The sequence below is a fragment of the Microbacterium sp. B35-04 genome (genome assembly GCF_010634885.1).
Classification (GTDB): Bacteria; Actinomycetota; Actinomycetes; order Actinomycetales; family Microbacteriaceae; genus Microbacterium.
Genome location: NZ_MWLP01000014.1, coordinates 17,079 through 30,002 on the forward strand (window position 1 = coordinate 17,079; position 12,924 = coordinate 30,002).

11 protein-coding genes are annotated in these 12,924 nt (G+C 71.7%); 4 read left to right on the forward strand and 7 right to left on the reverse strand.

Annotated features, from left to right (window positions below; genetic code table 11):
• Positions 1 to 403: 403 nt before the first annotated feature.
• A complete protein-coding gene (gene gndA / locus B1729_RS04235; protein WP_275575837.1) occupies positions 404 to 1,846 on the forward strand; it encodes an NADP-dependent phosphogluconate dehydrogenase in 1,443 nt (480 codons plus the stop codon).
• Between the two features lie 115 nt (positions 1,847 to 1,961).
• On the opposite strand, the gene B1729_RS04240 is transcribed toward gndA, so the two are convergent.
• Positions 1,962 to 3,305: an FAD-binding protein gene (locus B1729_RS04240; protein ID WP_163630875.1), complete on the reverse strand. Its 1,344-nt coding sequence runs from the start codon at positions 3,303 to 3,305 to the stop codon at positions 1,962 to 1,964.
• Between the two features lie 105 nt (positions 3,306 to 3,410).
• Between B1729_RS04240 and B1729_RS04245 the strand changes: the two genes are divergently transcribed.
• Complete coding sequence (locus tag B1729_RS04245; RefSeq protein ID WP_163630877.1) at positions 3,411 to 4,415, forward strand: SDR family oxidoreductase; 1,005 nt, start codon at positions 3,411 to 3,413, stop codon at positions 4,413 to 4,415.
• Between the two features lie 62 nt (positions 4,416 to 4,477).
• Here the strand turns inward: B1729_RS04245 and B1729_RS04250 are convergent, their stop codons facing one another.
• On the reverse strand, positions 4,478 to 5,206 hold the full coding sequence (locus tag B1729_RS04250; protein ID WP_163630879.1) for an ABC transporter ATP-binding protein: 729 nt from the start codon (positions 5,204 to 5,206) through the stop codon (positions 4,478 to 4,480).
• A gap of 95 nt (positions 5,207 to 5,301) precedes the next feature.
• Positions 5,302 to 6,771, reverse strand: coding sequence for an ABC transporter permease (locus B1729_RS04255; RefSeq protein WP_163630881.1), 1,470 nt, complete (start codon positions 6,769 to 6,771; stop codon positions 5,302 to 5,304).
• Between the two features lie 195 nt (positions 6,772 to 6,966).
• Here B1729_RS04255 and B1729_RS04260 point away from each other — a divergent pair, with 195 nt between their 5' ends.
• Together B1729_RS04260 and B1729_RS04265 are read left to right on the forward strand one after the other, a co-directional pair.
• Positions 6,967 to 7,695 (forward strand): response regulator transcription factor, encoded by a 729-nt coding sequence (locus B1729_RS04260; RefSeq protein WP_163630883.1) that lies wholly within the window; start codon positions 6,967 to 6,969, stop codon positions 7,693 to 7,695.
• 197 nt (positions 7,696 to 7,892) lie between these two features.
• Positions 7,893 to 9,284, forward strand: coding sequence for a HAMP domain-containing sensor histidine kinase (locus B1729_RS04265; protein ID WP_163630960.1), 1,392 nt, complete (start codon positions 7,893 to 7,895; stop codon positions 9,282 to 9,284).
• A 10-nt stretch (positions 9,285 to 9,294) separates the two neighbouring features.
• On the opposite strand, the gene B1729_RS04270 is transcribed toward B1729_RS04265, so the two are convergent.
• Genes B1729_RS04270 through B1729_RS04285 form a run of 4 tightly spaced genes read right to left on the reverse strand, consistent with a single transcriptional unit; the run spans position 9,295 to position 12,844 of the window.
• On the reverse strand, positions 9,295 to 10,857 hold the full coding sequence (locus B1729_RS04270; protein ID WP_163618635.1) for a flavodoxin reductase: 1,563 nt from the start codon (positions 10,855 to 10,857) through the stop codon (positions 9,295 to 9,297).
• Positions 10,858 to 10,862: 5 nt separating this feature from the next.
• On the reverse strand, positions 10,863 to 11,429 hold the full coding sequence (locus tag B1729_RS04275; protein ID WP_163618634.1) for an MOSC domain-containing protein: 567 nt from the start codon (positions 11,427 to 11,429) through the stop codon (positions 10,863 to 10,865).
• A complete protein-coding gene (locus B1729_RS04280) occupies positions 11,426 to 12,361 on the reverse strand; it encodes an FAD:protein FMN transferase (protein ID WP_163630885.1) in 936 nt (311 codons plus the stop codon). The genes B1729_RS04275 and B1729_RS04280 overlap by 4 nt, the downstream gene beginning before the upstream one ends.
• Before the next feature lie 3 nt (positions 12,362 to 12,364).
• Positions 12,365 to 12,844, reverse strand: a complete 480-nt coding sequence (locus B1729_RS04285; protein ID WP_163630887.1) for an FMN-binding protein — start codon at positions 12,842 to 12,844, stop codon at positions 12,365 to 12,367.
• Between the last annotated feature and the right edge of the window lie 80 nt (positions 12,845 to 12,924).

Genomic DNA, 12,924 nt, shown 5'->3' on the forward strand with positions numbered 1-12,924 from the left:
TCCGCGCCGCCGCTGTGGGGCTGAGGTCGGCGGCTCCCGGCGCGGCGTGCTCCGGCAGAGTGGGCTCCGGGAGGGGGGACCCCGGAAGGAAGGGCTCGGTCACGACGGCCACGGTAGCCCACCGCCGGACGACGCGTCACACCCGGCCGGTTCGGAGTGTGAGCGTCCCGCCGCTGCGGCGTAACACGGACCCGTCAGACTCTAGGCTGAAAGAGACGATCTAACCTCAGGAGCGCGTGTGTCTTCGAACGACCCTTCAGCGAGCGGCAATCAGGCCGAGACGAACATCTCGACGGATCAGGACCAGGCTCCTGACGAGGCGACGACCGCGCACGAGGCCGCACCGGCACCCGAGGACGTGGCCCGCCAGACCCCGGAGCCGAAGGGTCCCGGGGCCGATCGTGTGGCCACGGCGAACATCGGCGTCGTGGGTCTCGCGGTGATGGGGTCGAACCTCGCGCGCAACCTCGCCAGCCGCGAGGGAAACACCGTCGCGGTGCACAACCGCAGCCGGTCCAAGACCGACGAGCTGCTCGCCGCCCACCCCGAGGCCGGCTTCGTGCCCGCGTTCTCGTACCAGGAGTTCGCCGCGTCGCTGCAGAAGCCGCGCGCCGCGATCATCATGGTGAAGGCCGGCCGCCCCACCGACGCCGTCATCGACGCGCTGGTGGAGGTGTTCGAGCCCGGCGACATCATCGTCGACGGCGGCAACGCGCTGTTCACCGACACGATCCGCCGCGAGAAGGCCGTGCGCGAGACGGGCATCAACTTCGTCGGCGCCGGCATCTCGGGCGGCGAGGAGGGGGCCCTCAACGGCCCGTCGATCATGCCCGGCGGCTCCGACGAATCGTGGGTGACCCTCGGCCCGATCCTCAAGTCCATCGCGGCGGTCGCCGAGGGCGAGCCGTGCGTCACGCACATCGGCCACGACGGCGCCGGCCACTTCGTGAAGATGGTGCACAACGGCATCGAATACGCCGACATGCAGCTGATCGCCGAGGCGTACGACCTCATCCGGCGCGGCACCGGCAAGACGCCGGCCGAGATCGCCGACGTGTTCGCCGAGTGGAACCGCGGCGAGCTGGAGTCGTACCTCATCGAGATCACCGCCGAGGTGCTCCGCCAGGTGGATGCCGAGACCGGCGGTCCGCTCGTCGACGTCATCCTCGATCAGGCCGGCGCCAAGGGCACCGGCGCGTGGACCGTGCAGACCGCGCTGTCGCTCGGCGTGCCGGTCTCGGGCATCGCCGAGGCCACTTTCGCCCGCTCGCTCTCGTCGCACCCCGAGCAGCGCGAGATCTCGCGCGACCTGCCCGGCCCGGGCGAGGGCCTCGCGGTCGAGGACGCCGACGCGTTCATCGAGGACGTGCGCCTCGCGCTGTACGCCTCGAAGATCGTCGCGTACTCGCAGGGCTTCGACGAGATCCGCGCGGGCGCTGCCGAGTACGACTGGCAGATCGACCTCGGCGCGGTCTCGAAGATCTGGCGCGCGGGCTGCATCATCCGCGCGCAGTTCCTCAACCGCATCGCCGACGCCTACGACGAGACGCCGGATCTTGCCGTGCTGCTGACCGCGCCGTACTTCGTCGAGGCACTGGGCCGCGCACAGGGCGCCTGGCGCCGGATCGTGTCGACGGCGGCCGGTGCCGGCATCCCGGCCCCCGCGTTCTCATCGTCGCTGTCGTACTACGACGGCCTGCGCGCCGAGCGCCTGCCGGCCGCGCTCATCCAGGGTCAGCGCGACTTCTTCGGCGCCCACACCTACAAGCGCGTCGACAAGGACGGCACCTTCCATACGCTGTGGTCGGGCGACCGCACCGAGATCGAGGCCGAAGACACCCACTGACGCGGGTCCGGCGCGCCGGACACCACGTCAGGTCGACACATCAGCTCGAAACACCGAGGGCGGGTCTCCATCACGGGGATCCGCCCTCGGTGCGTATCTGCGTCCGCGCCCCGCGTCAGCCCGCGTGGCCGTTCGGCACGGGCTTCACGTTGTGGTTGCGGCAGAACATGTTGCCCGGATCCCAGGTGTGCTTGACCGCGGCCAGACGCGCCATCGTCGCCGGCGGGTACATGCGCTGGGCGATCGTCTCGTCCGTCGAGACGGTGAAGTTGCCGTAGACGCCTGAGCCCTTGGCCTCGACGGCCTCCCACTCGGCGGTGACGTCGGCACGCCCCGCGTCGTCGAGCATGCCGGGGATGTCGAACGCCCCGGCCATCGCGAACCACGTCGCGTCACGCGCCGGGAAGGCCGTGTCGTCCTGTGCGACGTCGCCGTACGCGCCGCCGAGCGAGCGCAGCAGCACCACGGAGGCCGGGTGCTGCTCGCGGAACGCGACGAGGCGGTCGATGGCGTCGTCGTCGAGCGCCCCGAGCAGCGTGTTCCCTCCGACGAAGCCCGGCATCGGCTGCTCGGGATCGAACTCGGGGGCCTCCAGCAGCACGTCGGGGTAGTCCTGCACGCCGAACTCCCTCTCGGTGACGCCGGGCACACCCGCGAGCGGCGCGAGCGCACGACGGGCGGCGTCCTCATCGGTGCCGGCCCACACCGCCGTGATCGAGGCGCCCGCCGGCGCATTCGGGTCCATCGCGGGGACGTCCATGTAGGTGACGGTGAGCTCTCGCGGGGCGTCGGCCAGGACATCGGCCAGCACCCGCAGGACCGGGCGCGCGTCCCCCTCGAGCCCGTAGACGGCATGCACGACGCCGTCGAGCGGGTGTGCCTCGAAGTCGAACCGCGTCACGACGCCGAAGTTGCCGCCGCCGCCGCGCAGCGCCCACAGCAGCTCCGGGTGCGAGGTCTGGGTCACCTCGACCACGTCGCCGCGCGCGGTGACGAGCTGCGCCCCCACCAGCTGATCGGCGGCGAGTCCCCACGCCCGCACCATCCAGCCGATGCCGCCACCGAGGGTGAGACCGCCCACGCCCACCGAGGCCGTGTCACCCGAGCTGAGCCCGAGCCCCCGTTCGGCGAGCGCATGGGCGACGCCGCCCCAGAGGGCACCGCCGCCGACGCGCACACGCGTGCCGTCGACCTCGACCGCGTCGAGGGCCGAGATGTCGAGGGTGAGGCCACCGGGCACCCCGCCCCAGGCGCTGTGGCCGCCGCCGCGGATCATGATGTCGAGCCGCTCGGCTGCGGCGTAGCGGACGGCGCCGCGCACGTCGTCGACGCTCGCGGCGCGGATCACGGCAGCAGGTTCGCCGATGCCGGAGTGGAAACGGCGGGCGGACTCCCACTCGGAGTCGCCCGGACGGATGACGGTGCCGACGGATCCGGCACTGAGGTCGTCGTTGCTCATGACGGCAACGCTAGAGGCCCCCGCCGACATCGGGGAAGATGTTCGCCGTCAGCGAGAGAGCGCCTTCCGCCGCGGGGTGTCCCCGTCCGGCGTAGGCTCGCGTGGGTGACGAGCATCCTCTACATCGGCGGTACCGGAACGATCAGCGCGGCGTGCGTGCGCCGCTCCGTGGCACTCGGGCACGAGGTCGCGGTGCTCAACCGCGGCACCGCGAGACGCCCGCTGCCGCCGCAGGTCGAACTGATCGAGGCCGACGTGCGCGACGCCGGCGCAGTGCGCACCGCCCTCGGCGACCGCCGGTTCGACGTCGTCGCCGAGTTCCTGGCCTTCACACCCGAGCACATCGCGACCGACCTCGAGCTGTTCGAGGGCCGCATCGGGCAGTACGTGTTCATCAGCTCGGCATCCGCCTACGAGAAGCCGCCGCGCCGGATGCCGGTGACCGAGTCGACGCCGCTGCGCAACCCGTTCTGGCAGTACTCGCGCGACAAGATCGCGTGTGAGGACGTCCTCGTCGCCGCACACCGCGAGCGCGGCCTGCCGGTGACCATCGTGCGGCCGTCGCACACCTACGACGAGCGACTGCTGCCGACCATCGGCGGCTGGACCGACATCGCGCGCATGCGCGCGGGGCGCCCCGTCATCGTCCACGGCGACGGAACGAGCCAGTGGACCATCACGCATTCCGACGACTTCGCGGTCGCGTTCACCGGGCTGCTCGGCAATCCGGCCGCGATCGGCGAGGCGTTCACCATCACCGGGACGCACGCGCCGACCTGGAACCAGATCTACGGCTGGCTGGCCGATGCCGCGGGGGTGGACTCCCCCGACCTCGTGCACGTGGCCTCCGACACGATTGCGGCGTTCGCGCCGGAACTCGGGCCCACTCTCATCGGCGACAAGGCCCATTCGATGCTGTTCGACGCGTCGAAGGTGACGCAGCTGGTGCCCGACTTCCGCACCACGATCACCTTCGACGAGGGCGCCCGCCGCATCCTCGCCCACTACGACGCGCACCCCGACGAGCAGCGGATCGACGAGGGCCGCGACGCGCTGTTCGATCGCATCGCGGCCCATGCGCGCTCGGCCGGCCGATCAGCGTCGGGCTGATCAGCGTCGGGCTGATCAGCGTCGGGCTGATCAGCGTCGGGCTGATCAGCGGCGCCGGCCGATCACCGGCGGGTGATCTCGCGCACCGAGCCCTTGTCCAGACGCAGCCGGCGCCGGGCGCGGCGCGCGACAGCGGAGTCGTGCGTGACGACGATGAGCGTGAGGCCTTCCGCGTTGAGAGCCTGCAGCACCGAGAGGATCTCGTCGCGCATGCTCTCGTCGAGGTTGCCGGTCGGCTCGTCGGCGAGGAGGACGCGCGGGCGCTTCACGATCGCGCGCGCGATCGCGACCCGCTGCTGCTGGCCGCCTGAGAGCTCACCGGGGCGGTGGTCGGCGCGGTCCGCGAGACCGACGTGCGAGAGGGCCTCCGTGACGCGGGCGGAGCGCTCGTCCTTCGACAGCCCGAGCGGCTCCAGCGCCATGTCGACGTTCTCGTGCGCGGTGAGCGTCGGGATGAGGTTGAACCCCTGGAACACGAAACCGATCTCGTGCGCGCGGATCCGCCCCAACTCGCGGTTGCTCGCCGTCGCGATGTCGATCTCGCCCAGGTGCACCGAGCCGGTGCTGGGACGGTCGAGCGCACCCAGCAGCTGCAGCAAGGTGGACTTGCCCCCGCCGGTCGGTCCCTGGATCGTGACGAAGTCTCCCGCGTCGATCGTGAGGTCGACGCCGGCCAGCGCCTTCACGATGCGGCCCTTCTGCGTGTAGGTGCGGGTGACACCCTCGAGCCGGTACTGCGCCGGGGCTGCGGCATCCGGAGCCGAATGGGCCTCGGTGTCGATCATGGTCATGACGTGCTCTCCCTTCCTGGAGGCGGGTTCTGCGGAGATGGCTTCTGCGGAGACGGGTTCGGGGGCGGTGCGGATGGCGTCGGACATCGGATGCCTCAACCGACCGAGCGGAGCGCTTCGGCGGGACTCAGCCGCGCGGCCCGCCAGCCGCCGAACGCGCCGGCCACGAGGCCCCCGAGCACCGCGATGCCGACGGCCGCGACGACGACCCAGAGCGTGACCGGCGCCTGCAGCACGATGTCGGCTCCCGTCTGTTGCATGACCGCAGCGCCGAACGGGCCACCGCGGGACACCGCGCCCCCGCCGTCACCGGGGCCGAAGCTCTCGGCGGCGGGAGCCGTCGAGATGGTGGGCGAGATGAGGTTGATGGCCAGGATGCCGGCGAAGCCGATCAGGAGACCGGCGACACCGCCGATGAGCCCCTGCACGACCGATTCGCCCGCGACCTGCCCCACGACGCGGCCGTTGGACCAGCCGATCGCCTTGAGCGTGCCGAACTCGCGGGTGCGGCGCGAGACGCCCGAGATCGTGAACAGCACCGCGAGCACCAGTGCGACGACGAGCACGATGAGGGACAGCCAGGTGCCCAGGTTCGTGATCAGCGACGACGCGCTCGAGAGCGACCCCGACACGGTCGAGGCGAGCTCGGACTGCGAGCTCACGGTCGCCTCGGGCAGCTCCTCCTGGAGCGCCGTCTGCACCGCCGAGATGTCGTCGGAGGTCTCGGCCTGCACGTAGACCGTCGAGATCACGTCTCCCGCGCCCGAGAGCTGCTGGGCCACGTCCAGCGGGATGTACACGTTCGACGCAGTGTCGGCCTCGTCCGAGGTCGATGCCGCGATCCCGACGACCTCGAACTCCTCGCCGCCGACGTCGATGGTGTCGCCGACCGCGAGGTCGGCGGTCGCGGCGTAGATCGCATCGAGCACCGCCACGTACGCGCCGGCGTCGGATGCCTCGAGGCCCCGGCCGTCGCCGAGTTCCACAGCGGACAGCGGACCCACGGCATCCGCCGACGGGTCGATGCCGAGCACCGTGAACGAATCCACGTCGAACGAGCCGCCGACGAATCCGCCGCCCCCGGCCTCGCCTTCGGTCTGCTGCGGGGGCATGGCCTGGGTGGAGTCCCCCGAGTCATCAGGACGCTGGGGCAGCTCCCCGGCGAAGGTCATGTTGGTGAGGCTGAGCGCACCGGATGCCGCGGCCACGCCCTCCACGCCGGTGACGGTGTCGAGCGTCGACACGTCGAGGGTCGAGCGCATGGGCTCGGTCACCAGGCGCGACTGGCTGAGCTCGGTGGTGCCGTCGTCGGTGGTCTCACCGCCGTCCTCGGCGAAGTCGAAGCGCGCGCCGCCCTGCCCGGGCTCGGCCTGCGCGCCCGTGACGGTGAGGTCGGTGCCGACGCCGTACACCGACTCGAGCGCCTCGGCCTGCGCGGCGCTGACGCCGGCGGCGAGCGAGTTCACGATCATCACGAGCGCGATGGCGATCGCGAGGCCCGCCGCCACGATGATCGTCTGCTTCTTGCGGCCGGCCAGCTCCCGCCGCAGATAGGTCAGGTACATGGGTCTCCTCTCGGCGGGCGGAATGCCGGCCGTCGAGGGGAAGCTACGGAGCCCGCTCATGTGCGCCGCCAGCGGGAGCTATGGAGACGGTATGAAGCCGGATGCCGCGGCGAAGCCCGCGTCGGCGGCGCGGTTCACAGCCGGCGCATAGCGGGCTCCATAGGAACCACATAGGAAGACCGCCACACTGGACGCATGACCAACCCCCCGCCCACCCTGCTGCGTCCCGACGGCTCGAACCTCCGCGTGCTCGTGGTGGACGACGAGCAGATGCTCACCGACCTGCTGTCGATGGCGCTGCGCATGGAGGGCTGGGAGGTGCGGACGGCCGGCTCGGGGTTCGAGGCGCTGCAGGCGGCGCGCGAGTTCGAGCCGGACGCCATGGTGCTCGACATCATGATGCCCGACCTCGACGGCATGGCCGTGCTGCAGCGGCTGCGTCAGGCCGGCGACGACGTTCCGGTGCTGTTCCTGACCGCGAAGGATGCCGTGAACGACCGTGTCGCCGGGCTCACCGCCGGCGGCGACGACTATGTCACCAAGCCCTTCAGCCTCGAGGAGGTGGTCGCACGTCTCCGCGGCCTCATGCGCCGCGCCGGGACCGCCCACGCGGCAGGGGCGGAGCCGATCCTCCGCGTCGGCGACCTCAGCCTCAACGAGGACAGCCACGAGGTCGAGCGCTCGGGCGAGGAGATCGAGCTCACCGCCACCGAGTTCGAACTGCTCCGCTACCTCATGCGCAACCAGCGCCGCGTGGTCTCGAAGGCGCAGATCCTCGACCGCGTGTGGAACTACGACTTCGGCGGCCGCTCCAGCGTCGTCGAGCTCTACATCTCGTACCTGCGCAAGAAGATCGACGCCGGTCGCGAGCCCCTCATCCACACCGTGCGCGGCGTCGGCTACATGATCAAGGCGCCCCAGTGACCGACAGGACCGCCGGAGGACCCGCGGCGAAGACGGGGACGGATGCCGCGGCCGGCGCCTCGGCGGCCGCCGAAGCCCCCCTCGACGCGTCCGACACCGCGACCGGCTCGCCCGCCGACAGGCCGCTCCCCCGCCGAGCGCCGTGGACGCTGCAGCGCAAGCTCATCGTCACGGTGGTGGGCATCACGTCGTTCATCATGGTGCTCGTCGCGGTCGCGACCAGCGCGATCCTCGGCAGCGTCCTGGAGGACGGCCTGGCGAAGGACCTGGAGTCGCAGACCGCACGCACCGCGAACATGGTTCGCGGACCCATCGCCGCCGGCTTCACGGCGGAGCAGATCCTCGCCGAGCAGCCGATGCCGCCGGGAACCCTGCTCGTCGTCGAGACGCCTCCGGATGCTCCGACGGCCGCCTACACCGCGGAGGATGGCTCGGTGGAGGCCCTCACCGAGGACCAGATCGCGCAGCTCATCGAACGCATCCCCGACGAAGGCCCCCTCGTCGTGAAGATCGACGACGTGGGGACCTTCCGCGTGCAGGGAGAGCCGGTCGGGGGATCCATCGTCGTCCTGGGACTGTCCCGCGACGACGTCGCGGCGACGATCGGCCGCATGCTCACGACGATCGGCCTCCTCACGGCAGGCGGGCTCCTCCTCCTCGCGGTCGCCACGGCCTGGACCATCCGCCGGGGCCTCGCGCCGCTGCGCGCCGTCGCCGACACCGCGGCCAGGGTCTCGACGCAGCGGCTCGACCAGGGCGAGGTCACCATCGCCGAGCGGGTGCCGGCACGTGAGGCCGACCCCCGCACGGAGGTCGGCCGGGTGGGAGAGGCGCTGAACACGCTCCTCGACCACGTCGACGAGTCGCTCACGGCGCGTCAGCGCAACGAGGAGCGCATGCGCGCGTTCGTCGCGGACGCCAGCCATGAGCTGCGCACTCCGCTCTCGTCGATCCGCGGCTACTCCGAGCTCTCGCTCAAGGCGCTCAGCCGCGGTCAGGGCGCCGCCACCATCGAGACCACAGAGGCGTCGCTCGAGCGCATCCAGGCGCAGTCGCTGCGCATGACCTCGCTCGTGGAGGACCTGCTGCTGCTGGCGCGCCTCGATGAAGGCCAGGAACTCGTCTACGGCACGGTCGACCTGACGCGGCTCGTGATCGACGCGGTCGGCGATGCGCGGCCCACGGGTCCCGACCACGAGTGGGTGCTCGAGGTGGGCGATGAGCCCGTGCTCGTCGCCGGCGACACCGGCCGGCTGCACCAGGTCGCCGCCAACCTCCTGGCCAACGCCCGCACCCACACGCCGGCAGGTACGACCGTGACGGTGGGCGTCGCTCGCGACGACGGCACCGCGGTACTCCGGGTGCACGACAACGGACCCGGCATCGATCCGTCGATCAGCGACGAGCTGTTCGAGCGGTTCTCGCGCGCCGACCGCTCGCGTGCGCGCCAGACCGGCGGCACCGGCCTCGGCCTCTCGATCGCCCGAGCCATCGTCGATGCCCACGGCGGCAGCATCCGTGTCGACAGCGTTCCCGGCGACACGACGTTCGAGGTGCGCCTGCCCGCTCGACCCGCCGGCCCGGCCTGAGCCCCGGCCCTCAGTAGCCGCTGAAGGCGTCCGTGGTGATCGAGCGGGCGCGCTCGAGCGCCGGTGCGAGATCGGCGATCAGGGCCGCCGGGCCCGAGATGTACGCGTGCCGCGAGGCGATGTCGGGCACCACACGCAGCAGCCCGTCGGCGTCGAGGCGCACGCCCCGCGCCCAGACCCAGTGGTCGGGCAGGTCGGCCGGTCGATCGCGCGTGAACACGATGACGTGGGCTCCGGATGCCGCGATCTCGTCGCGGTACGCGAGCTCCGAGGAGTCGGACGCGACGTAGACCAGCACGATGTCGCGGTCGAGGCCCGCTTCCTGCGCGTGGCGCAGCTGCGACACGAACGGCGTGACGCCGATGCCGGCGGCCACCATCAGGATCGGCGCGGCGTCTCGCTTGGGCAGCAGGAAGTCGCCCCAGACGCCCGTGATCGCAAGGGCGTCGCCGGGTTGCACCTCTGCGAGCGCCTTCTTGTACGAGCTCAGCGGCTTGGTGGTCTTGCCGTCCTTGAACGCGACCTTCAGGAGCGGCAGCTCTTCGGGGGCCGACGCGATGCTGAACTCGCGGCGCGTGCCCCGGGCGTCGGGGTGGCGGTGCGGCACCTCGAGCTCGAGGTACTGACCCGGGAGGAACGCCAGCCGGTCATGCACCCGGAACGTCAGCTCCTGCACGCTCGGCGTGCGCTCCGAACGCGACACGAGGGTGAGCCGCACGGCCGTGCGCACCGCGAACGCGAAGGCCACGAGGTTTCCGACGAGCAGCGCCCGCTCCTGGCCGAGGGTGATGTCGCCGATGGGGATGGGCCAGCCCGCCAGCACGCCGACGACGGTGGCCACCGTGAGCTGCTGCCAGCGCCGCGGCGGCAGCGTGAGCGGCTCGGAGAGCATGAACGCGCCGAGGAAGAGGAACGGGGACGACCAGAGCACCGGCCACAGCACGTCGAGCACATCGAGGTCGACCCCGGCCGCCTGGTACTGCGCAGCGGTGCGGAAGACCGCCACAGCGACCGCGAACACCAGGAACACCGCGACCACCCTGAGCTTCTCGGTGCGCACCAGCACCGCGAGCCCGAGCAGGATCACGGGCGCCGCGAGCGCCGGCGTCCCGACCCACCATGACGACGCGCCGAGATCCGGCCACACCAGGCTCAGCAGGGTGAGCACCGTCGCGCCCACGGCTGCGGGGTTGAAGATGTGGCGCCCGCGCCAGGCGAGCACGTACTTCGACAGCGACGCGACGGCGGCCGCGATCACGATCCCGAGAAGACCGGCGAGCTCGATCGTGGGACGCAGCACGAACAGCAGGATGTGCGCCGTGATCAGCGAGGACTCCAGGCGCCAGGGCAGGTTCAGCAGGCGCTGGGCCGCGGCATCCACCCCCACGCACACGGCCGCGAGCACGGCGAGCGTCACCACGAGCTGCAGCGGATCGGGGCCGACGAGGCCGAAGAACGACAGCAGCAGCGCCACGACGGCCAGCGCGGCGAGCGCGAGGTAGACGAGGCGGTACATCGACATGCGGCCGAGCACCGCGAAGACGCGGTTCCAGACGGCGGTGAGGGTGCCCATCGGGGTCACACCGGCTGCAGGGGCTCGTGGGGGCCCGCAGGCGGGATGACACGGATGCCGTCGCCCGGGCGCACGATGCCGCCCTCGAGCACGACCGACATCACGCCCGCCAGGCGCACGGTGGCGCCCGTGTCGTCGACGTGGACCAGCTCCTTCATCAGCCCTGCCGAGACGCCGTCGATCTGCACGCAGGGGTTGCGGAGGCCCGTGATCTCGACCACGGCTTCGTCGCCCAGTTCCAGGCGCGTGCCGCGCGACAGCCCGAGCAGGTCGATGCCCGCGGTGGTGACATTCTCGCCCAGCGCACCCGGGTGCACCTCGTGGCCCCGCTCGGCCATGTCGTCGAACAGTTCGGCGTGGATCAGGTGCACCTGCCGCAGATTCGGCGTCGTGGGGTCTCGCCGGATGCGGGACAGGTGCTGCACGGTGGTGCCGGCGTGGGCGTCGCCCTCGACGCCGAGACCCGCGATCAGGGCGATGCTCTCGCGCGTCGGCTTGCTGAAGCGATGCGCGTCGTCGCGCGCGACGGCGACGACCTGTCCGGTGGGGGGTTCGGGGCGGGGTTCGGTCACTGCTCAAGGCTATTCGGTCGCGAAGCCGGCGCGGTCCGGGCCCCGCGGTCCGTTCGCACGAACAGATCGGCGCGGCAGCCCGGAGACCACTCCACGCGGCCGTCCGTGGTCATGCGCACCCAGTCGACGCCCCACTCGTGAGCGAGGCGAGGGCCGCCGTCGAAGAACAGGGCCGTCGCGACGGCATCCGCGATCATCGCATCCTGCGTCACCGCCCACGTCGCGGCGATCGTCCGCACCGGCTGCCCGGTGCGCGCGTCGAGCACGTGGTGCAGGATCGTGCCCACAGCAGAGGGCCATGAGCGCCGGTTGACGGCGGAGCCGCAGAGCGCGGCATCCGTCACCGCCCACACGCCGATCGCACGACGCGGATCGAACGGATGCTCCAGCCCGATGCGCTGCGGCCGCCCCCGCACCGCGAGGTCGCCGCCGGCGTCGACCGTGATGTCGCCGGTCTCGGTGCGCATCAGGATGCCGAGCACGAGGTCGACGAGGCGGCCCTTGCCCAGGGCGCCGACGTCGATGGTGGCGGGCTCGATGAGCGCGAGGCGCCCCTCGTCCCAGGTGAGCCGCTGCCGCCAGTCGGCCGGGGCAGGGAGCGCCCCATGGTCGTGCAGCGTGTACCCGGCGTCGTAGCCGAGGGCGTCGAGCGACGCCCCGATGAGCGGGTTGACGGCGCCCTGCGTCGCCTTCGAGAGGGCCGCGAGGGCGTCGAGCATCGGCACGGCGTCCGCGGGCGCAGGGATCGTGCCCCCGCTGCGCCCGAGGGCGGTCACCGCAGAGTCCACGCGGAACCGCGACCACGTGCGGTCGAATTCGTCGATGCGGGAGGAGACCTCGTCGCGCACCGCCGTGGGCAGGCGGTGCTCGGTGACGATCTCCCACGTCGTGCCGATGGCGTCGAAGCGCCACGGCGCCGGCGCCCCTGTCACGGCCTAGCTCGCCGCCTCGGCCTTGATGGTCTCGATGGCCTCGTTGAACCCGTTGCTGGTGAGCGAGGATCCCGCGACGCGGCTGACCTGGATGTCGTCGATGTCCTGTCCCACCACCACGTCGGCGATGCCGCCGATGAACTCGCCCTGGTACTGCTCCGATTCGCGCTTCTGCGGGTCGCCGGTCACCTCGACGTCGGTGATCACGTCACCCTCGAGGGTGACGGTGACCGAGATCGTCTCCACCGATTCGGGCGTGGCGTACGAGCCGTCAGCCGTGTAGGTGCCGTCGGCGTACGAGCCGGTGCCTGCGGAGCCTGCGTCGGTCGAGCCGGTGTCGGTGCTCTCCGTGGTGTCGGTCGTGGCCGGTTCCTCGGCCTCCGATGCCGTCGGCGCACAGCCGGCGAGGAGGGCGATCCCGGTGACGGCGGTCAGCGCGGCCCCGGCGCGGCCGGGGCGGGAAGCGAGTGCGGTGCGGATCATGACGGTCCTCCTGGCTCGTGGTGCTCGGTCGGTGCTCGGTCGGTGCGAGCGGCGGACGCAGCAGCGTCGGGAAGATCCTG

What these genes read in the sequence shown, in the direction of transcription:
- B1729_RS04250 (WP_163630879.1), bottom strand. Translation starts at nt 5,206, where the DNA reads ATGACCATGATCGACACCGAGGCCCATTCGGCTCCGGATGCCGCAGCC.
- B1729_RS04285 (WP_163630887.1), bottom strand. Translation starts at nt 12,844, where the DNA reads ATGATCCGCACCGCACTCGCTTCCCGCCCCGGCCGCGCCGGGGCCGCG.
- B1729_RS04260 (WP_163630883.1), top strand. Translation starts at nt 6,967, where the DNA reads ATGACCAACCCCCCGCCCACCCTGCTGCGTCCCGACGGCTCGAACCTC.
- B1729_RS04240 (WP_163630875.1), bottom strand. Translation starts at nt 3,305, where the DNA reads ATGAGCAACGACGACCTCAGTGCCGGATCCGTCGGCACCGTCATCCGT.
- B1729_RS04270 (WP_163618635.1), bottom strand. Translation starts at nt 10,857, where the DNA reads ATGGGCACCCTCACCGCCGTCTGGAACCGCGTCTTCGCGGTGCTCGGC.
- B1729_RS04255 (WP_163630881.1), bottom strand. Translation starts at nt 6,771, where the DNA reads ATGTACCTGACCTATCTGCGGCGGGAGCTGGCCGGCCGCAAGAAGCAG.
- B1729_RS04265 (WP_163630960.1), top strand. Translation starts at nt 7,893, where the DNA reads ATGGTGCTCGTCGCGGTCGCGACCAGCGCGATCCTCGGCAGCGTCCTG.